18 protein-coding genes and 1 riboswitch are annotated in these 18,562 nt (G+C 71.3%); of the genes, 10 read left to right on the top strand and 8 right to left on the bottom strand.

What is annotated here, in order from left to right:
- Positions 1-47 precede the first annotated feature (47 nt).
- The 4 genes from ACH4B3_RS02110 (at position 48) to ACH4B3_RS02125 (ending at position 2,498) form a co-directional block, all read left to right on the top strand.
- Positions 48-308 (top strand): UBP-type zinc finger domain-containing protein, encoded by a 261-nt coding sequence (locus ACH4B3_RS02110; RefSeq protein ID WP_398460785.1) that lies wholly within the window; start codon positions 48-50, stop codon positions 306-308.
- A 69-nt stretch (positions 309-377) separates the two neighbouring features.
- The gene (locus ACH4B3_RS02115; RefSeq protein WP_398460786.1) at positions 378-896 is read left to right on the top strand and encodes a GNAT family N-acetyltransferase; all 519 of its coding nucleotides are present in this window, start codon (positions 378-380) and stop codon (positions 894-896) included.
- A gap of 263 nt (positions 897-1,159) precedes the next feature.
- The gene (locus tag ACH4B3_RS02120; RefSeq protein WP_398460787.1) at positions 1,160-1,573 is read left to right on the top strand and encodes an anti-sigma regulatory factor; all 414 of its coding nucleotides are present in this window, start codon (positions 1,160-1,162) and stop codon (positions 1,571-1,573) included.
- A gap of 16 nt (positions 1,574-1,589) precedes the next feature.
- Positions 1,590-2,498, top strand: a complete 909-nt coding sequence (locus ACH4B3_RS02125; RefSeq protein ID WP_398460788.1) for an RNA polymerase sigma factor SigF — start codon at positions 1,590-1,592, stop codon at positions 2,496-2,498.
- Between the two features lie 220 nt (positions 2,499-2,718).
- Here ACH4B3_RS02125 and ACH4B3_RS02130 read toward each other — a convergent pair whose 3' ends face one another.
- Positions 2,719-3,354 carry a hypothetical protein gene (locus ACH4B3_RS02130; RefSeq protein WP_398460789.1) on the bottom strand — a complete coding sequence of 212 codons (636 nt, stop codon included), beginning with the start codon at positions 3,352-3,354 and terminating at the stop codon, positions 2,719-2,721.
- A gap of 80 nt (positions 3,355-3,434) precedes the next feature.
- On the opposite strand from ACH4B3_RS02130, the gene ACH4B3_RS02135 reads away from it, so the two are divergent.
- Complete coding sequence (locus tag ACH4B3_RS02135) at positions 3,435-4,403, top strand: diacylglycerol/lipid kinase family protein (RefSeq protein ID WP_398460790.1); 969 nt, start codon at positions 3,435-3,437, stop codon at positions 4,401-4,403.
- A 316-nt stretch (positions 4,404-4,719) separates the two neighbouring features.
- Complete coding sequence (locus ACH4B3_RS02140) at positions 4,720-4,977, top strand: WhiB family transcriptional regulator (protein ID WP_003953983.1); 258 nt, start codon at positions 4,720-4,722, stop codon at positions 4,975-4,977.
- A gap of 411 nt (positions 4,978-5,388) precedes the next feature.
- Here ACH4B3_RS02140 and ACH4B3_RS02145 read toward each other — a convergent pair whose 3' ends face one another.
- Positions 5,389-6,885, bottom strand: a complete 1,497-nt coding sequence (locus ACH4B3_RS02145; RefSeq protein ID WP_398460791.1) for a PAS domain-containing sensor histidine kinase — start codon at positions 6,883-6,885, stop codon at positions 5,389-5,391.
- Positions 6,886-7,312: 427 nt separating this feature from the next.
- Entirely contained in the window at positions 7,313-7,939 is a 627-nt protein-coding gene (locus ACH4B3_RS02150; protein WP_398460792.1) for a TetR/AcrR family transcriptional regulator, read from the bottom strand.
- An 83-nt stretch (positions 7,940-8,022) separates the two neighbouring features.
- Here ACH4B3_RS02150 and ACH4B3_RS02155 point away from each other — a divergent pair, with 83 nt between their 5' ends.
- Positions 8,023-8,778, top strand: coding sequence for an SDR family oxidoreductase (locus ACH4B3_RS02155; protein WP_398460793.1), 756 nt, complete (start codon positions 8,023-8,025; stop codon positions 8,776-8,778).
- A 178-nt stretch (positions 8,779-8,956) separates the two neighbouring features.
- On the opposite strand, the gene ACH4B3_RS02160 is transcribed toward ACH4B3_RS02155, so the two are convergent.
- The 5 genes from ACH4B3_RS02160 to ACH4B3_RS02180 all read right to left on the bottom strand — a co-directional run bounded on the left by ACH4B3_RS02160 (position 8,957) and on the right by ACH4B3_RS02180 (position 14,905).
- Positions 8,957-10,027 carry an SIS domain-containing protein gene (locus tag ACH4B3_RS02160; RefSeq protein WP_398460794.1) on the bottom strand — a complete coding sequence of 357 codons (1,071 nt, stop codon included), beginning with the start codon at positions 10,025-10,027 and terminating at the stop codon, positions 8,957-8,959.
- A gap of 149 nt (positions 10,028-10,176) precedes the next feature.
- A complete protein-coding gene (locus ACH4B3_RS02165) occupies positions 10,177-11,802 on the bottom strand; it encodes a glycoside hydrolase family 3 protein (protein WP_398460795.1) in 1,626 nt (541 codons plus the stop codon).
- Between the two features lie 4 nt (positions 11,803-11,806).
- On the bottom strand, positions 11,807-12,637 hold the full coding sequence (locus tag ACH4B3_RS02170; RefSeq protein ID WP_398460796.1) for a carbohydrate ABC transporter permease: 831 nt from the start codon (positions 12,635-12,637) through the stop codon (positions 11,807-11,809).
- A complete protein-coding gene (locus ACH4B3_RS02175; RefSeq protein ID WP_398460797.1) occupies positions 12,634-13,626 on the bottom strand; it encodes a carbohydrate ABC transporter permease in 993 nt (330 codons plus the stop codon). The genes ACH4B3_RS02170 and ACH4B3_RS02175 overlap by 4 nt, the downstream gene beginning before the upstream one ends.
- Before the next feature lie 4 nt (positions 13,627-13,630).
- A complete protein-coding gene (locus ACH4B3_RS02180; protein ID WP_398460798.1) occupies positions 13,631-14,905 on the bottom strand; it encodes an extracellular solute-binding protein in 1,275 nt (424 codons plus the stop codon).
- Between the two features lie 247 nt (positions 14,906-15,152).
- Between ACH4B3_RS02180 and ACH4B3_RS02185 the strand changes: the two genes are divergently transcribed.
- The 3 genes from ACH4B3_RS02185 to mctP all read left to right on the top strand — a co-directional run bounded on the left by ACH4B3_RS02185 (position 15,153) and on the right by mctP (position 18,055).
- A complete protein-coding gene (locus ACH4B3_RS02185) occupies positions 15,153-15,935 on the top strand; it encodes a GntR family transcriptional regulator (protein ID WP_398461554.1) in 783 nt (260 codons plus the stop codon).
- Positions 15,936-16,163: 228 nt separating this feature from the next.
- On the top strand, positions 16,164-16,424 hold the full coding sequence (locus ACH4B3_RS02190; protein ID WP_398460799.1) for a DUF3311 domain-containing protein: 261 nt from the start codon (positions 16,164-16,166) through the stop codon (positions 16,422-16,424).
- Positions 16,421-18,055, top strand: a complete 1,635-nt coding sequence (mctP, locus tag ACH4B3_RS02195; protein WP_398460800.1) for a monocarboxylate uptake permease MctP — start codon at positions 16,421-16,423, stop codon at positions 18,053-18,055. The genes ACH4B3_RS02190 and mctP overlap by 4 nt, the downstream gene beginning before the upstream one ends.
- A gap of 301 nt (positions 18,056-18,356) precedes the next feature.
- Positions 18,357-18,514, top strand: a riboswitch (cobalamin riboswitch).
- Positions 18,515-18,562 lie beyond the last annotated feature (48 nt).

Below are 18,562 nucleotides of genomic sequence, written 5' to 3' on the forward strand. Positions count from 1 at the left end.
TCGACACCCCTGCCGACCAGGTGAGTCGGCGGTTTAACCTGGCCATCATGAGCGAGTGTCCGCATATGATCGAACTGCCGCGCCCCGAGCCGGACCCGCTGAGCGACACCTGCACGGAATGCCATGCGGCCGGCAGCCACCCGGTGCAGTTGCGGCTCTGCCTGAGCTGCGGCCACGTCGGGTGCTGCGACTCCTCCCCGTACCGGCACGCCACCGAGCACTACCGGACGACCGGGCATCCGGTGATGCGGACCATCGAACCGGGTGAGCAGTGGCGTTGGTGCTACCCGGACGAGCGGCTGATCTGACGGCGACCGGCACCGGCCGGGACGGAAGTCGGCTGCCCGACGCGGGTGCCGCCCGCTAGCCTTGCGCACATGATCCGAGCCGCACAGCCCTCCGATGTCCCCGCGATCCACGCCCTGATCCGTGAGCTCGCCGAGTACGAGCGCGCGTTGGCGGACGCCCGGGCGTCCGAGGAGCAGCTGCGGGAGGCCCTCTTCGGTGCGCACCCCGCGGTCTTCGCGCTGATAGCGGAGGAGGGCGGCGAGACGGTGGGGTTCGCCCTGTGGTTCCGGAACTTCTCCACCTGGACCGGGACGCACGGCGTCTACCTGGAGGACCTGTACGTGCGGCCCCAGTCGCGGGGCGGCGGCCACGGCAGGGCGCTGCTCGCGGAGCTGGCGCGGATCTGCGTGGAGCGGGGCTACGCCCGGTTCGAGTGGTCGGTGCTGGACTGGAACGAGCCGGCCATCGGCTTCTACACGTCGCTGGGGGCCGAGGCGATGGACGAGTGGACGGTGCGGCGCCTGTCGGGCGAGCCGCTGCGCGCTCTCGCCGCCCAGGCGTCAGGACCCCGTGAACCGGGCAACGAAGCAGTAGCGCTTCCGCATTGAGCCGGCGGCGGGTTCTCAATTTGAGACCACCCACCCTCTAGCCACTGTCCGTACCCATGTGCCTACTATGAGTGATGTCACGTGGTGCCGGACCGATGTCACCCGAGCGGGGGCCGTGCTCCGACCGGGCGACACCGGGCCGTGGATCGCGATAGCGTCGCAGCCGCACCATGTGCCGTGCCGGTCCGTCCCCCGCCGCCGGGGCCCGTGACCGGCGGTCGAATCAGCTCAGCTCAACCAGCTCTGCCACCTTGGAGGTGAGGGTGTCCCAGATCGCAGGCGAGCCCGGGACCCAGGACTTCGTGGAAGTCCGGCTGCCCGCTGCGGGTGCCTATCTGTCGGTGCTGCGGACGGCGACCGCCGGCCTCGCAGCCCGCTTGGACTTCACCCTCGACGAGATCGAGGATCTGCGCATCGCCGTCGACGAGGCCTGCGCGATCCTGCTTCAGCAGGCCGTCCCCGGCAGCGTGCTCAGCTGTGTGTTCCGCCTGGTCGAGGACGCGCTGCGGGTGACCGTCTCGGCGCCCACCACCGACGGCCGCGCCCCCGAGCGCGACACCTTCGCCTGGACCGTGCTGTCGGCACTGGCCGGCGAGGTCGACTCGACGGTCGCCGAGGACCGGACGGTCAGCATCAGCCTGCACAAGAAGCGCGGCGCCGGTCCCGGACAGCCGTGACGGAAAGGGGGGCTCCGTGAGCACTGCATCATCGCGGGGAGTGCGTACCCCGGGCATCCCGCCGCAGCCGGCCTCACCGCATCCCGCGGACCAGGAAGCGGCTGGCGACCGACCAGAGCGGGCGGACCACATGGACCAGTACGAGCACGACACGTGGCAGCGGCACGATCCGCACGATCGCAGCGGGGCGCGGGCACTCTTCATCCGGCTGCGGGCCCTGCCGGACGGCTCCGCCGAGCGCGCGGAGCTCCGCAACCACCTCGTCCGGATGCACCTGCCGCTGGTGGAGCACCTGGCCCGCCGGTTCCGCAACCGCGGTGAGCCGCTGGACGACCTGACCCAGGTCGCCACCATCGGCCTGATCAAGTCCGTGGACCGGTTCGACCCGGACCGCGGAGTGGAGTTCTCCACCTACGCCACACCCACCGTGGTCGGGGAGATCAAGCGGCACTTCCGTGACAAGGGGTGGGCGGTGCGGGTCCCGCGCCGTCTGCAGGAGCTGCGGCTCTCCCTCACCACGGCGACCGCCGAGCTGTCCCAGCGGCACGGCCGGGCACCCACCGTGCACGAACTGGCCGAGCACCTGAGCATCTCCGAGGAGGAGGTGCTGGAGGGGCTGGAGTCGGCGAACGCGTACAGCACCCTCTCGCTGGACGTACCGGACACCGACGACGAGTCGCCCGCCGTGGCCGACACCCTGGGCGCCGAGGACGAGGCGCTGGAGGGCGTCGAGTACCGCGAATCGCTCAAGCCGCTGCTGGAGGACCTGCCGCCGCGGGAGAAGAAGATCCTGCTGCTGCGCTTCTTCGGCAACATGACCCAGTCGCAGATCGCCCAGGAAGTGGGCATCTCGCAGATGCACGTGTCGCGGCTGCTGGCCCGCACCCTGGCGCAGCTGCGGGAGCGCCTGCTGGTCGAGGAGTAGTCCCGGTTCCGCCCGCGCGAGGGCGGAACCCGCTCACGCCGTACCGCCGCGCCCGGTCGCCGAGCGCCGCCGCACGGCGGCCTTCCGCCCCACCCACCGTCCGCGCCCCGCGCGTCCGCGTCCAGGGGTGCCGTGGCGGCCGTGGAGGGCCCGGTGGGCCGCCGCGCACCTTCGCCGCGACCCCCGCGCCCGGCGCCGCCCGGGCGGCCCGTGCCGGGGCTCAGGCGTCGCGCGGCCCGATGCCCAGCGCCTGGGTCGCGGTCGGGTTGACCAGCAGCCCCAGGACCGCGAAGGACACCGCGGCCACCGCCACCCCGATCGCGATCAGCCCGCCGCCGTTCTGCACCAGGGTCCAGGCCACCGGCAGCGCCATCAGCTGCGTGATCATGGCCGGGCCCCGGCTCCAGCTGCGGCGCAGCCACAGTCCGCGAGCGGCGGCGACCGGCAGCAGGGCCAGCGCCAGGACGGTGACCGCGAGCATCTCCGCCTGCCGCGGGCTGTCCGGATCACCGATCAGCCCCATCACCAGGAGGTAGACCCCGAAGCCGAGGAGGACCGCGCCTTCCAGCGCGGTGAGCGCCGCGGCCGCGGCGATCCGGGCCGGGCGGGGACCGCTCGGCTCCGCGGGGGCCGGGGCGGCGGCCGCGGACTTCGCCGCCTTGCCGGCCGCACCGTCCGCGCGGCCGCCCGGCCGACCCGGGGAGCCGCCCTTCTTCGCCCCGGCCGTCGTCCCGGGACGTCGGGTGGCCCCGCCGGCGGAGCCGGAACCGCCCGGCTTGCTCGTCTTGCCCGGCTTGCCCTGATCGGCGGACCGGGCGGCGGCCTGCTTGGCGGAGGTGGACTTCTTACTGCTCACCCCAGCAGGGTAGCCGTCGCGGCCATGCCGGGGCGGCCCCAGGGGACGGAGCGGTACCAACAGGTAGGTAGGCTTTTCGCATGCGCGCGCTTCTCGTGGTCAATCCGGCAGCAACCACCACCAGTGCCCGCACCCGGGACGTACTGATCCACGCGCTCGCCAGCGATCTCAAGCTGGAGGTCGCCACCACGGAGTACCGGGGGCACGCCCGCGATCTGGCCCGCCGGGCGGCGGAGAGCGGCACCTATGAACTGGTGGTGGCACTCGGCGGCGACGGCACCGTCAACGAGGTCGTCAACGGGCTGCTGCACAACGGCCCCGCACCGGACCAGCTGCCGCGCCTGGCGGTGGTGCCGGGCGGGTCGACCAATGTGTTCGCCCGCGCCCTGGGGCTGCCCAACGATGTGGTGGAGGCCACCGGCGCACTGCTCGACGCGCTGCGCGAGGGCAGCGAGCGCACCGTGGGCCTGGGGCTGGCGGGCGGCACGCCGGGCACCGAGGACGCGGCGGTCCCGGCCCGCTGGTTCACCTTCTGCGCCGGCTTCGGGCTGGACGCGGGTGTGGTCGGGCGGGTGGAGCAGCAGCGCGAGCGCGGCAGGCGTTCCACGCACTCGCTGTACCTGCGGCAGGCCGTACGGCAGTTCGTCAAGGAGCCGAACCGCCGGCACGGGACGATCAGTCTGATCCGGCCGGACCGGGAACCGGTGGCCGACCTCGTGCTGTCCATAGTCTGCAACACCTCTCCGTACACGTACCTGGGCAACCGGCCGATCTACGCCTCCCCCCAGGCGTCCTTCGACACCGCCCTTGACGTGCTCGGATTCACCAAGCTGTCGACCGCGGCGATGGCCCGCTACGGGACCCAGCTGCTCACCTCCACCCCGGAGCGCGGACCGCACGGGAAGCACGTGGTGTCCGAGCACGACCTGACGGACTTCACCTTGCAATCCCAGGCGCCGCTGCCCTTCCAGATGGACGGTGACCACCTGGGACTGCGAACGAGCGTGACGTTCACAGGCGTACGCCGTGCACTGCGTGTGATTGTGTGAGTGGCAGGGGCCAAAGTCCTTTTAGTCGAACGTTTAGCCTGCCCTCCACCCTGTGGAAGTACGGCTGTGACCGAGACGACACCAAGGAATCAAAAAAAACTTTCCGGAAGGGGTTGTATCCGCCGCCGAGGTTTGCGAATCTCTACATGGCGATCGGGACGGCCGCACGAAGCCCCCTTGAGAGCCCGAACCCCCTCCACAAACCACGGGACCGCACCAGCCCCAACTGGGCGTCGGCCCTGCCCTTGCGGGGGGATTCGTGAAAGCGTTCACATTCACAAGCAACGTACGTGCAACACGAGGAGATGGAGCAGCCATGGACTGGCGTCACAACGCCGTTTGCCGCGAGGAAGACCCCGAGCTGTTCTTCCCCATCGGCAACACCGGTCCTGCGCTGCTGCAGATCGAGGAAGCCAAGGCCGTCTGCCGCCGCTGCCCCGTCATGGAGCAGTGCCTGCAGTGGGCGCTGGAGTCCGGCCAGGACTCCGGTGTCTGGGGTGGCCTCAGCGAGGACGAGCGCCGCGCGATGAAGCGCCGCGCCGCTCGCAACCGGGCGCGCAACGCCAGCGCCTGACGCAGCCCCTCGGCCCCCGAGCCGCAGCGCGCAGTACCCCCCGATGCGCAGAAGAGCACCGTGAGCTTTGAGCCCCGGACCGGTCAACGGCCCGGGGCTCAGCGCTTGTTGGGGCTTCCGTCCCGCACGGCCCCGCACCCGGCGGACCCGCGGAGCCGCTGGACCCGGAGACGGCCGGCCGGTCGGCGGGCCGGGCCCGGGCCGCCGGGGAGCCACGCACGGCGCTCCGGCACCAGGACCGTCGCGGGCCGCGGTCCCGGACCCCGGCCACCGCGGAGCACAGGGTTCCGGGGCTCGGCGGTGGACCGCGGCGCCGTTCCGGCACCACCGCGGCCGTCGGGGTCCGGTGCCGCCGAGGCGGTCAGGGTCCGGTGCCGCCGAGGCCGTCAGGGTCCGGTGCCGCCGAGGCGGTCAGTGCTTGCCGGCCCGCACCGGGATGTCGAGCACCACGCGGGTACCCCGCTCGGGCGCCGGCACCATGTCGAAGGTGCCGCCCAGCTCGCCCTCGACCAGGGTCCGGACGATCTGCAGCCCCAGGTTCCCGGCCCGGTGCGGGTCGAAGCCCTCGGGGAGCCCGCGCCCGTCGTCCTCCACGGTCACCCGCAGCCGGCTCTCGGCACGGCCCCCCGCCCCCCGGGCCGCGGTGGGGCCGCCGGTGCGGACCGCGGCCACCTCCACACTCCCCTGCTGCCCCGGACCGAAGCCGTGCTCCAGCGCGTTCTGCAGGATCTCGGTGAGGACCATGGACAGCGGAGTGGCCACCTCCGCGTCCAGGATCCCGAACCGGCCGGTGCGGCGACCGGTCACCCGGCCGGGCGAGATCTCCGCCACCATCGCCAGCACCCGGTCCGCGATGTCGTCGAACTCGACCCGTTCGTCCAGGTTCTGGGAGAGCGTCTCATGCACGATCGCGATCGAACCCACCCGGCGGACGGCCTCGTTCAGCGCCTCCCGCCCCTGCGGTGAGTCCATCCGGCGGGCCTGGAGGCGGAGCAGCGCGGCGACCGTCTGGAGGTTGTTCTTCACCCGGTGGTGGATCTCCCGGATGGTCGCGTCCTTGGTGATCAACTCGCGTTCCCGCCGCCGGAGTTCGGTGACGTCGCGGAGCAGCACCAGCGACCCGATGTGGGCGCCCTTGGGCTTGAGGGGGATGGCGCGCAACTGGATCACCCCGTCGTCGCCCTCCACCTCGAACTCGCGGGGCGCCCAGCCGCTGGCGAGCTTCACCAGGGCCTCGTCCACCGGCCCTCGGGCGGGGGCGAGTTCCGCGGTCGTCCGGCCGAGGTGGTGACCGACCAGGTCGGCGGCGAGCCCCAGCCGGTGGTACGCGGAGAGCGCGTTGGGGCTCGCGTACTGCACCACGCCGTCGGCGTCCAGCCGGATCAGCCCGTCCCCGGCGCGCGGCGAGGCGTCCATGTCGACCTGCTGTCCGGGGAACGGGAAGGTTCCGGCGGCGATCATCTGGGCGAGGTCGGAAGCGCTCTGCAGATAGGTGAGCTCCAGCCGGCTCGGGGTCCGCACGGTCAGCAGGTTGGTGTTCCGGGCGATCACGCCCAGCACCCTGCCCTCCCGGCGGACCGGGATCGACTCGACCCGGACCGGCACCTCCTCGCGCCACTCGGGGTCGCCCTCCCGGACGATCCGGCCCTCGTCCAGCGCCGCGTCCAGCATCGGCCGGCGGCCGCGGGGCACCAGATGGCCGACCATGTCGTCCTGGTAGGAGGTGGGGCCGGTGTTGGGCCGCATCTGGGCGACGGAGACATAGCGGGCGCCGTCGCGGGTCGGGACCCAGAGCACCAGGTCGGCGAAGGAGAGGTCGGAGAGCAGCTGCCACTCCGACACCAGCAGGTGGAGCCATTCGAGGTCGGAGTCGCCGAGTGCGGTGTGCTGGCGTACGAGGTCGTTCATGGAGGGCACACTGCGAGCCTACCGGCGCGGCGGGTTTACTCTTTCTGGAGATAATCGTGGACAGACCCCAGTGGTCTAGTCCAGAATGTGCGGTAGCGCACTCTCCCGGAGACCGTCGAGGTGTCCGGACTCTTCAGTGGACCTCCGCTCTCCCCGCACAGGAGGGCGGATCGAGGCACACGGCGCTCTCTGCCCTGACAGCGCCGGGCCTCAGGTCGGCCGGCTGCACCGGCCGATGCAACTCCGGGCTGCGGTGCCGGGCGGGTTGAGGGTCCCGCTCTGGCGCCGCGGCCCGCGGGTCTTCCCGGCCCGGGCGCCGTCCGCCGCGCCCCCCTACTCCCACTCCCGGCACCACGGCACTCGCGCTCCGCCGCGTGCGGAACCGCCGGTGGCGCGCCCCGTGCGCCCGTCACCCGGGACCGTCCGCTCAGGCGGGCCAGGCGCGCATCGCGATCTCGGCGACCGCCTCCAGCGTCTCCCGGTCCACCCCGTCCCTGGCCTGCTGGGACATGCCCTGGAGCACGGCGGAGCTGTACACCGCGAGGGCGTGCGCATCGGTGTCCGGGGGCAGCTCGCCGACCGCCACGTCGGCGCGCACGGCGCTCTCGATGTTCCGCAGGCCCATCCGCCGCCGCTCCATCAGCCCCTCCAGCACATCGGCGGACTGGGTGGTGCAGTTGGTCGCCGCGGTGATGATCATGCAGCCCCGCGGGCAGCCGGGCAGGGTGTGCCAGCAGGCCGCTTCGCGGAGCATCCGGGCCACCCCCTGGCGGGCGGTCGGCTCCTCGGCCAGGGCGCGCTCGGTGAAGCCGCCGAACTCCCGGATGTACGCCTCGACGGCCTCCTCGAAGAGCGTCTTCTTGTCCCCGAACGCGGCGTACAGGCTGGGCGCCTTGATCTGCATGACGCGGGTGAGGTCGGCGATGGACACCGCTTCGTAGCCGCGCTCCCAGAACTCCATGGTCGCGGCCCGGAGCGCGGCCTCACGGTCGAAGGACCGCGGTCTGCCGCGCCTCGCTCCTCGCTCACGCGTTCGCTCGTTCGTGGCATCCATGAAGGGATTCTATAGCGGGCACTAGAAAACGTGCTACGGTCATTCTGTATCGACTCCTACAGAAAGAACAGGGGGGCGTGGCCATGGGTGCGCTCACAGGCAAGACGGCTCTGGTGACGGGCGGCAGCAGGGGTATCGGGCGGGCGATCGCCGAGCGTCTGGGGCGTGACGGGGCCCGGGTCGCCGTGCACTACGGCCGGGACGAGACCGCCGCGAAGGAGACCGTGGCGGCGATCGAGGCAGCGGGCGGCGAGGCGTTCGCCGTCCGCGCCGAACTGGGGGTGCCGGGGGACGCCGAAGCGCTGTGGGCCGCCTTCGACGCCCACGCCGACGGCCTGGACATCCTGGTGAACAACGCCGGCATCACCGGGCGGCGGGAGCCGATCGGGACCCTGACGGCGGAGGACTTCGACCGGGTCTTCGCGATCAACACCAAGGCGCCGTTCTTCGTCACCCAGCAGGGGCTGGGCAGGCTGCGGGACGGCGGCCGGATCATCAGCGTCTCCACCGGGCTGACCCGCGGCAGCGCCGTTCCGGAGCTGATCGCCTACTCCATGACCAAGGGCGCCATCGACGTGTTCACCACGCACCTGGCGAAGGAGCTGGGGGCCCGCTCCATCACGGTCAACGCCGTCGCGCCCGGTGCGGTGGACACCGACATGAACGCCGAGTGGCTGCGCGGCCAGGACGAGGCGCTGGCCGCGGTCGCCCAGGCGTCACCGCTCGGCCGGGTCGCCGGGCCGGCCGAGGTGGCGGACATCGTGGCGTTCCTCGCCTCGAACGACAGCCGGTGGGTCACCGGCCAGTGGATAGACGCCACCGGCGGGGCGCTGCTGTAGGTGGCGGCCTGCCCCCGGGGGGGGCGCCGCAACGGGGGAAGGCCCCCGCTGCCCGTCGGGGGCGAGTGCGGGGGCCCTGCCCGGTACCGGAGGCGCGGCGTCGTGGATGGGGAGGTTGCCGGGGTGGGTCGGAGGTCCGCCGTGGCGGCACCCGGCACCGGACACCGCGCCCCCGGGGTCAGTGGGTCTCGGTGACCTTGGCCAGGGCGCGGGGCGCGTCGGGGTCCTGGCCACGGGCGATGGTCACCTCGTACGCGAGCAGTTGCAGCGGCAGGATCTCCAGGATCGGCTGGACCTCCTCGGCCACTCCTTCGGTGGGCAGGGCGAAGCCCGCTGACGCCTGGTCGACCTCCTCCCGCGGGCCGATCACGACCAGGTCCGCGCCGCGCCCCCGCAGCCGGTCCAGCACCGGTCGCAGCGCCCGGCCGCCCCTGCCGCCGGGGACGATCGCGATGACCGGCGAGATGTTGTCGACCATCGCCAGCGGGCCGTGCAGCAGGTCGGCTCCCGAGTAGGAGAGCGCGGGGATGTAGCTGGTCTCCATCAGCTTCAGCGCGGCTTCCTTGGCCGTCGGGTAGCCGTAGCCGCGGGAGGTGAGCACCATCCGCTCGGCGAAGCGGTAGCGGGAGGCCAGCTGCCGCACCTCGGCCCGGCGGTCCAGGATCTCCTGGGCCCGGTCCGGCAGGGCCTGTGCGGCCGAGCCGTCACCCCCGCGCATCCCCTCCACGAAGAGGTAGAGCGCAAGCAGTTCGGCGGTGTAGGTCTTGGTCGCGGGCAGCGCCTTCTCCGGGCCGGCCAGGACGTCGATGTGGTGCTCGGAGACCGCGGCCAGCGGGGAGTCGGGGTTGTTGGTCACCGCCAGGGTGATGGCACCGGCGGCGCGGGCGGCCCGGGTGGAGGCCACCAGGTCCGGGGAGCCCCCGGACTGGCTCACGGTGATCACCAGGACATCCGTGAGATCCGGTTCCGCGCCGTAGGCGGTGGTGGTGGACATGGACGTCAGCCCGCACGGCTTGCCGAGCAGCACTTCCAGGAGGTACTTGGCGTACAGCGCGGCGTTGTCGGAGGTGCCCCGGGCGGTGAGCAGGACGAAGCGCGGGTTGCGGGCGGCGATCCGTTCGGCGGTCCGGCGGATGGCGGGAGCGCCCTGATCGAGGATGCGGCGCAGCACCGCGGGTTGCTCGGCCATCTCGCCGGCCATGATCCGTCCCGGCTGTTCGCCGGAACCGGTCCGAGTGATGGCGGACATGCTGGGTGCCTCCAGAGGGCTGGCTGTACGGGGGGTTCCGGCGCCCGCGGGGGCGGATGGTCCGGCGGGCGGCCCGCCGGAAGCCGGGAGGGCGGGCCCGGTGGGCCGGGCCCCCTGAAGACCGGGGGCCCGGCAGAGGTTCGGGGCGGTCAGTGGGCCGGGCCGCGCCCGGCGATGACCTCCGCGGCGGCCAGGCCGCAGACCCGGGCCGCGCCGTGCGTCGCGATGTGCAGGGCGCCGACGGGCGGCGCCTGGGGCACACCCATCTCGACCACGACCGTGTCCGGGCGGGCGGCGACCAGTCCGCGCAGCGCCTCGGCCATCCAGGGGTGGCGGTGGGCGTCGCGGACCACTGCCACGATCCTACGGTCGGCCGCGTCGGCGAGCACCTTCGCGACCAGCTCCGTGCCGCCGTGCTGTTCCGCGTCCCGCTTGCCGTAGGTGGCGGTGGCGGTGCCGGGCAGCAGCCGGACCAGCTCGGCGGCGACGCCCCACGGGGTCTCGTCACCCACGGCGATGTTCGCCACCGGGGTGAACCCGGCGACATGCACGGGGCCGGCCCCGGGCTGGTAGGGCGTGGGGCCGTGGGTGACCCGCAGCGCCCGGCGCGCGGCCAGCTGCCCGACGTCGGTGAGCGGCGTGCCGCCGGCCGCGCCGTCCGCGCCCGCGGTTCCGGCCGGCACGGCGGCCCGGGCCGGGGCGCCGGCCGCCCCCGGGCCGGTCGCGGCCGGGCCCGCTGGGCGGGAGTGGGTGCGGGTCCAGTCCGCCAGGGCCCGTACCCGCGCCGCGGCGTCGGCGAGCCGCTCCTCCGGCAGTTCGCCGGTGCGTACCGCGGTGACCAGGGCGTCCCGCAGACGCAGCACGGTGTCCTCGTCGGCCAGTCCCCCGCCGACACAGATCGCGTCGGCGCCCGCGGCGATCGCCAGGACGCTGCCGCGTTCGATGCCGTAGGTGGCGGCGATGGCCTGCATCTCCATGCCGTCGGTGACGATCAGCCCGTCGAAGCCGAGCCCGCCGTCGGCGACGGGCCGGCGCAGCAGCCCGGTCAGGGCGTGCGGGCTGAGGGTGGCGGGCAGCCGCGGGTCCAGCGCGGGCAGCAGGATGTGGGCGCTCATCACGGCCTTGGTGCCGGCCGCGATGGCGGCCCGGAAGGGCACCAGTTCCCGTTCGCCCAGGGTCGCCAGGTCGGCGTCGATGCGGGGCAGCGCGTGGTGCGAGTCGACCGCGGTGTCGCCGTGGCCGGGGAAGTGCTTGGCGCAGGCGGCGACCCCGGCGCCTTGCAGCCCTTCGATGTAGGCGGCGGTATGGCGGGCGACGAGGTGGGGGTCGGAGCCGAAGGAGCGGACGCCGATGACCGGGTTGCCGGGGTTGGAGTTGACGTCCGCGGACGGCGCCCAGTTGAAGTTCACCCCGCACTCGGCGAGCCGCCGGGCCAGTTCCCCGGCGACCGCCCGGGTCAGGTCGGTGTCGTCGACCGCGCCCAGGGCGAGGTTGCCGGGGAAGGACGACCCGGTGCCGACCTCCAGCCGGGTGACGTCGCCGCCTTCCTCGTCGATGGCGACGAGCAGGTCGTCCCGCTCGGCGCGCAGCCGGGCGGTGAGGGCGGCGAGCTGTCCGGGTGAGGAGATGTTCCGGCCGAACAGCCCGACCGAGACCAGTCCGTCGCCGAGCGTGCGCAGCAGCCACGCGGGCGCGGTGGTGCCGGTGAAGCCGGGCTGCAGGACGGCCAGGGCGTCCCGGGTGAGGGTGTCGGATGCGTGGTCCAGGGTGGTCAAGATGTCATCCCTTCACTGCGCCGGAGGTGAGACCGCCGACCGCCTTGCGTTGCAGGATCAGGAAGAGGAGGAGGACCGGCAGGGCGAAGAGCGAGGCCGCCGCCATGGTGGCGCCCCAGTCGTCGCCGAAGGCGGTCTGGAACTTCGACAGCCACAGTGGCAGGGTCTGGGCCTCGGCGTCCTTGTTCAGGATGAGCACCATCGGGAATTCGTTCCATGCGGTGATGAAGCCGAACAGCGAGGTGGACATCAGCCCGGGGGCCAGCAGCGGGAAGATCACCTTGATGAAGGCCTGGGGGCGGGTGCAGCCGTCGACCATGGCCGACTCCTCCAGTTCCCGGGGCACCGCGGCGACGAAGCCGCGCAGCGTCAGGATGGTGAAGGGCAGCACCATGATCATGTAGAAGAGGGTCAGCGGGACCAGGCTGTTGAGCATGTCGGCGTCCCGGACGATCAGATAGATCGCGATGACCATGACTTCCCAGGGGGCCATCTGGGCGACCATGAACGTCAGGATGAAGCCGCGCCGGCCCTTGAAGCGCATCCGGGCAATGGCGAACGACGCGAGCAGCGCGATGACCAGCGAGAGCAGCACCGCGAGCACCGTGACGGTGACGGAGTTGCGGACCAGGGTCCAGAAGTTCTCGGCGTTCAGCGCGGTCCGGAAGTGCTCGAGCGTCGGCGCGTCGGGGAACCAGACCGGGTCCTCGGAGATGATGTCCGAGGTCGGTTTGAACGCCGTGCTGAACATCCAGTACACGGGGAACGCGAAGAAGACGAAGAGGACGACGGCGGCGGCGCTCGGCCAGATCCTCCCCAGCCATGAGCGCTTCACCGCTCGTCCTCCTCTTGCTTGAGCACGGTGCGCAGGTAGTAGGCGGTCAGGCCCAGCAGGATCAGGATGGTGAGCACGGAGATCGCCGCTCCCATGCCGTAGTGCTGGTTGCCGACGCCCTCGACGAACGCGTAGACGGGCAGGGTCTCGGTGAGCCGGTCCGGTCCTCCCTCGTTGATCGCGAAGATCTGCGGGAAGGCTTTGAAGATCCAGATGACTTCGAGGAAGGTGGTCGCGAGCAGGAAGGGCTTGAGGTAGGGGAAGGTCACCGAGGTGAAGCTCTTCCATGCCCCGGCGCCGTCCATCGCCGCCGCCTCGTAGAGCTCCTTGGGGATGGTGGTGGTGGCCGCGTAGAGGTTGATCGCCACGAACGGGATGGACTGCCAGACGAGCAGCACGGTGACCACGAAGAAGGTGGAGAACTGGTCCCCGGTCCAGTCGTAGTCGGCCATGGAGTGCCAGCCGAGTTTGTCCAGTACCCAGTTGACGACGCCGAAGCGCTGGGCGAAGAGCCACTGGTAGACGGTGGTGGCGGCGATGACCGGCATGGCCCAGGCGAGCACCAGCCCGACCGAGAGCAGCAGCCGCATCCTGGTCCCGAGCCGGGCCAGCAGCAGCCCGACGAAGGTGCCGAGCAGCATGATCAGGCCCACGTTGACGGCCGTGAAGATCACCGAACGCCTGGTGACCTGCCAGAACTCGTCGCTGCCCAGCGTCTCGCGGTAGTTCTCGACGCCGTTCCACTCGGTGAGGTGCTGGATCAGCTGCCGCATGTTGAGGTTCTGGAACGACAGCATGCCGTTCTTCACCAGCGGCCACCCCAGGAGCACCAGGGTGGCGGCCACCGCTGGCAGCAGCAGCAGGTACGGGGCGATCCCGGTGAGCCGCTGACGCCCGCGGGCGGGGCCGCTGTGCGGCCCCGCGCTCGTGCGGCCGTCGGCCGGCGGACCGGTGTTCACCTTCTCGGTCTGCACCGACGTGCTTGCCATCTGCTTACTGCTCCTGGCTGAGGCGCTTGTTCATCTCGTCCTCGACCGACTTGGCGGCTTCCGCGTGCGACTTACCGTTCAGCACGGCGGTCATGTAGGTCTTGATGGGGTTCGGCGCGTTCTCCACCGCGGCCCACTCGGGGATGAGCGGGGTGGTGCCGCCCTGGCTGATGGCCGGGGCGCCGGCCTCGGCGGCGGGGTTGCCCTTGAGCGCGGTCTGGAGCGACTCCTTGTTCGGGATCACGCCGCCCTCGCTGGCGAGCTGGCTCTCGAACTTGTCGGAGAGCGCGATCTTCAGGAACTCCTTGGCCAGTTCCTTCTTGTCGCTGCCCTCGGCGATGGCGAGGTTGGAGCCGCCGAGGAAGACGCCCTCGGGCTTGTCGGCGGTCTCACCCGGGATGGTGAAGTAGCCGATCTCCTTCTCGATCTCCGGGTTGGCCTTGATCGCGGTGGCCGCTTCCCAGCCCATGCCGATGAAGGCGCCGGTCTTGCCCTTGGCGAAGACCTCGGCCTGCTGCGGGGTGGCCTCGTCCTTGTTCTTGGGGGCCTTGCTGAAGGACTGGTACTGCTTGTAGATGTCCATCGCCTTGCCCACCTTGGGGTCGGCGAGGTTGGACACCCACTTGTCGCCTTCCTTCTTCACCAGGTTCGCGTCGGTGCCGATGGTGAGGCCGTCGAAGAAGTACCAGTTCTGGCCGGGCATGTAGATCGGCTCGGCGTCGGTCTTCTTCTCGATGGTGTCGAGCGCCTGGAAGAACTCGGTGCGGGTCTTCGGGGTGTCCTTCAGCCCGGCTTCCGCCCAGATCTTCTTGTTGTAGATGACCACGCGGTTGACGGCGAACCAGGGCGCGGCGTACTGCTTGCCCTCGAAGACCGCGGACTCGTTGAGCGACTTGGTCCAGGTGGCCCCGATCGACTCCTTGAGGTCGGTGAGGTCGGCGAGGCCGCCGGTGCGCGCGTAGGCAGGGGTCTGGGTGTTGCCGATCTCCAGGACGTCCGGCGGGTTGGACTCCGACAGCGCGGTGGTCACCTTCGGCTGGATGCCGTTCCAGGTCTGGATCTCGATCTTCAGCTTGGCGCCGGTCTTCTTCTCGAAGGCGGCCTTGACATCCTCGGTCCACTTGTCCGGGGTGGATCCGTCCATCGCCCAGACCGTGAGCGTCTGGCCCTTGAAGCCGTCCGCCCCCGACTTGTTGTCGTCCCCGTCGTCGGACCCACAGGCCGCGACGCTCACCAGCAATGCCGCGACACCGGTCGCCGCTATGAGCCCACGCTTCACAGCACTCTCCTCAAAGGACTGGATGTGGTCTTTAATGGTTAATGGTTTAGACCAGTGCCCCGCAGCTTGGCCTAGACCTTTAGGGGTGTCAAGGGTGTATAAGAGTCGCTGTCGGCTCCGTTATCGGACCGACATCTGAGGACATCTGAGCTGACAGGTCGCCTGGGGCCGGACCGTGCCACGATGTGAGCCGCTGAAGACGGAGGAGCCGGTGACGGCAGCAGGACAGGAGTCGGGAAGGCGCGCCATGGAGACCGACGGGGACACCACGGCCAGGGCCGCGGCCGAGAACAGCGGCGGGGCCGGCGGGGGGCGCACCGCTCGCGTACCCAAGTACTACCGGCTCAAGAGGCATCTGCTGGAGATGACCGAGACGCTGCCGCCGGGCACCCCGGTCCCGCCGGAGCGCACCCTGGCGGCCGAGTTCGACACCTCCCGTACCACGGTCCGGCAGGCGCTCCAGGAGCTGGTGGTGGAGGGCCGGCTGGAGCGCATCCAGGGCAAGGGCACCTTCGTCGCCAAGCCCAAGGTGTCGCAGGCGCTGCAACTCACCTCCTACACCGAGGACATGCGGGCGCAGGGACTGGAACCCACCTCGCAGCTGCTGGACATCGGCTACGTGACCGCGGACGACCGGCTCGCCGGCCTGCTGGACATCGCCACCGGCGGCCGGGTGCTGCGGATCGAGCGACTGCGGCTGGCCAGCGGTGAGCCGATGGCGATCGAGACCACCCACCTGTCCGCGAAGCGCTTCCCCGCGCTGCGGCGCAGCCTGGTGAAGTACTCCTCGCTCTACACCGCGCTGGCCGAGGTGTACGACGTACGCCCGGCGGAGGCGGAGGAGACCATCGAGACCTCCCTGGCGACCCCGCGCGAGGCGGGTCTGCTCGGCACCGACGTGGGGCTGCCGATGCTGATGCTGTCCAGGCACTCGCTGGACGCGAGCGGCGCCCCGGTGGAGTGGGTGCGCTCGGTCTACCGCGGCGATCGATACAAGTTCGTCGCGCGCCTGAAGCGCCCCAACGACTGAACCGGCCCCGGCCCCGCGGGGCGCCGGGCCACCCGCCGGGGGGCTCGGCCCGGCGGGGCGGGCGGCGGCGCCACCGGTCGGGCGGTGCCCGCCGGAACACCCGCACGGACCGCGGATGGCTCGAATTTGTCATACCGATATACGGACGGGTAGTGACGGCCCCCGGCCCGCTGGCTTAGATTTCCTGCGCGTTACACAGGTGATCAGCCGAGGGGACGGAGCAGCGCCATGCCCGAAACGTCCGGTACGCAAGGCACCAGACCGGTCGTCACACCCTCGCGTGTGGTGGCCGGTATCTGCCTGGTCGCACCGTTCATCGCGATGCTGTGGGTCGGCTCGTACGCCAAGGTCGACCCCACCCTGTGGGGCATCCCGTTCTTCTACTGGTACCAGATGCTGTGGGTGCCGGTCTCGGCCGCGCTGACCACGGTCGCCTACGTCCTGGTCCGCCGTGAGCAGCGGGCCCGCAAGGAAGGTGCCGCGAAGTGAGCAACGACGTGAACGGCGTCGCGCTCGGCGTCTTCATCTTCTTCTTCCTGGCCGTCACGGTGATGGGGTTCCTGGCCGCGCGCTGGCGCAAGGCCGAGAACGAGAACAGCCTCGACGAGTGGGGTCTGGGCGGCCGCAGCTTCGGCACCTGGATCACCTGGTTCCTGCTGGGCGGCGACCTGTACACCGCGTACACCTTCGTGGCGGTGCCGGCCGCGGTGTACGCCGCGGGCGCGGCGGGCTTCTTCGCCGTCCCGTACACCATCCTGGTGTACCCGCTGATCTTCACCTTCCTGCCCCGGCTGTGGTCGGTGTCGCACAAGCACGGCTACGTCACCACCTCGGACTTCGTCCGCGGCCGCTTCGGCTCCAAGGGGCTGTCGCTGGCCGTCGCGGTCACCGGCATCCTCGCCACCATGCCGTACATCGCGCTCCAGCTGGTCGGCATCCAGGCGGTGCTGGACGTGATGGGCGTCGGCGGCGGGGCGGACACCAACTGGTTCGTCAAGGACCTGCCGCTGCTGATCGCCTTCGGGGTGCTCGCCGCGTACACCTACTCGTCCGGCCTGCGCGCCCCGGCGCTGATCGCCTTCGTCAAGGACGCGCTGATCTACCTGGTCATCGCGGTGGCGATCATCTACATCCCGATCAAGCTGGGCGGCTTCGACGCCATCTTCGCCAAGGCCGGGGAGGCGTTCGGGCAGACCAACGAGGCGACCGGGAAGCCGCGCGGGTCGCTGGCACCGGCGGAGGCGTCCCAGTGGGCGTACGCCACGCTCGCGGTCGGCTCGGCGCTGGCGCTGTTCATGTACCCGCACTCGATCACCGCGACGCTCTCCAGCCGCAGCCGCGAGGTGATCCGCCGCAACACCACGATCCTGCCGCTGTACTCGCTGGTGCTCGGGCTGCTGGCGCTGCTGGGCTTCATGGCGATCGCGGCCGGCGTGAAGGTGGACAACGGGCAGCTCGCCATCCCGCAGCTGTTCGAGGACATGTTCCCGGCCTGGTTCGCGGGCGTGGCGTTCGCCGCGATCGGCATCGGCGCGCTGGTCCCGGCGGCGATCATGTCCATCGCCGCGGCGAACCTGTTCACCCGCAACATCTACAAGGACTTCCTCAAGCCGGACGCCACGCCGGAGCAGGAGACGAAGGTCTCCAAGCTGGTCTCGCTGCTGGTCAAGGTGGGTGCCCTGATCTTCGTCCTGGGCATGGACAAGACGGTGGCGATCAACTTCCAGCTGCTGGGCGGCATCTGGATCCTGCAGACCTTCCCGGCGCTGGTCGGCGGGCTGTTCACCCGGTGGTTCCACCGCTGGGCGCTCATCGCCGGCTGGGCGGTCGGCATGATCTACGGCACGGTGGCCGCGTACGGCGTGGCCAGCCCGACCCAGAAGCACTTCGGCGGCAGCCAGAAGGAGATTCCGGGCATCGGTGAGATCGGCTACATCGGCCTGACCGCCTTCGTGCTCAACGTCCTGGTGACGGTCGCGCTGACGGTGCTGCTGCGGGCGATGAAGGCGCCCGACGGGATCGACGAGACCTCCCCGTCGGACTACACGGCCGACATCGGCGACGCCGGCGTGAAGGCCGAACTGCCGCCGGCGACCGCGGGTGCGCCGGGCGGGCACTGAACCGGGGCCGGCGCCGCGGGCGCCGGCCCGTACGCCGGGCGGTGGGGAGGCCGTGCCCGGTCTCACACCTCCGAACGCCTCCCGGACGGCGCCGTGGTGCCGTCCTGCGCCCGGCCGGGCGGTAGCGTGACGACCAAGGGGCGCGGCGAGCTCGCCGCGCCCCTTGGCGTGCGCCGCGCCCCGTGCCGCGGGCCCGCCCCCGCGCCGTGCGCCGTGCCTCTTCGGGTGCGCCGCGGCGGCCGAGCACGCATCGCCGCGATATAGCACAATCGTGCGAAAGCTCAAACCTGCTGACACAACATGTGGGGGCGCATGCGGCGGCCAACACAAGATGTATGCTCATCCTCGCTGTCGCCGCAGGGGAATCCGGTGCGAATCCGGAACTGTCCCGCAACGGTGTACGTGTGTGTTTTTGCGTGCGCGTAAGTCCGGTTACCTGCCGACGGCCTCGAAGACGTCCGGGCCTCGCGGGTTGGGCCGGTGGACGCTGCACGGTGTGCCCCGTCA

Source organism: Streptomyces sp. NPDC018031, from assembly GCF_044327625.1.
GTDB lineage: Bacteria > Actinomycetota > Actinomycetes > Streptomycetales > Streptomycetaceae > Streptomyces.

What these genes read in the sequence shown, in the direction of transcription:
- ACH4B3_RS02110 (WP_398460785.1), top strand. Translation starts at nt 48, where the DNA reads ATGAGCGAGTGTCCGCATATGATCGAACTGCCGCGCCCCGAGCCGGAC.
- ACH4B3_RS02115 (WP_398460786.1), top strand. Translation starts at nt 378, where the DNA reads ATGATCCGAGCCGCACAGCCCTCCGATGTCCCCGCGATCCACGCCCTG.
- ACH4B3_RS02135 (WP_398460790.1), top strand. Translation starts at nt 3,435, where the DNA reads ATGCGCGCGCTTCTCGTGGTCAATCCGGCAGCAACCACCACCAGTGCC.
- ACH4B3_RS02140 (WP_003953983.1), top strand. Translation starts at nt 4,720, where the DNA reads ATGGACTGGCGTCACAACGCCGTTTGCCGCGAGGAAGACCCCGAGCTG.
- ACH4B3_RS02145 (WP_398460791.1), bottom strand. Translation starts at nt 6,885, where the DNA reads ATGAACGACCTCGTACGCCAGCACACCGCACTCGGCGACTCCGACCTC.
- ACH4B3_RS02150 (WP_398460792.1), bottom strand. Translation starts at nt 7,939, where the DNA reads ATGGATGCCACGAACGAGCGAACGCGTGAGCGAGGAGCGAGGCGCGGC.
- ACH4B3_RS02155 (WP_398460793.1), top strand. Translation starts at nt 8,023, where the DNA reads ATGGGTGCGCTCACAGGCAAGACGGCTCTGGTGACGGGCGGCAGCAGG.
- ACH4B3_RS02160 (WP_398460794.1), bottom strand. Translation starts at nt 10,027, where the DNA reads ATGTCCGCCATCACTCGGACCGGTTCCGGCGAACAGCCGGGACGGATC.
- ACH4B3_RS02175 (WP_398460797.1), bottom strand. Translation starts at nt 13,626, where the DNA reads ATGGCAAGCACGTCGGTGCAGACCGAGAAGGTGAACACCGGTCCGCCG.
- ACH4B3_RS02185 (WP_398461554.1), top strand. Translation starts at nt 15,153, where the DNA reads ATGGAGACCGACGGGGACACCACGGCCAGGGCCGCGGCCGAGAACAGC.
- ACH4B3_RS02190 (WP_398460799.1), top strand. Translation starts at nt 16,164, where the DNA reads ATGCCCGAAACGTCCGGTACGCAAGGCACCAGACCGGTCGTCACACCC.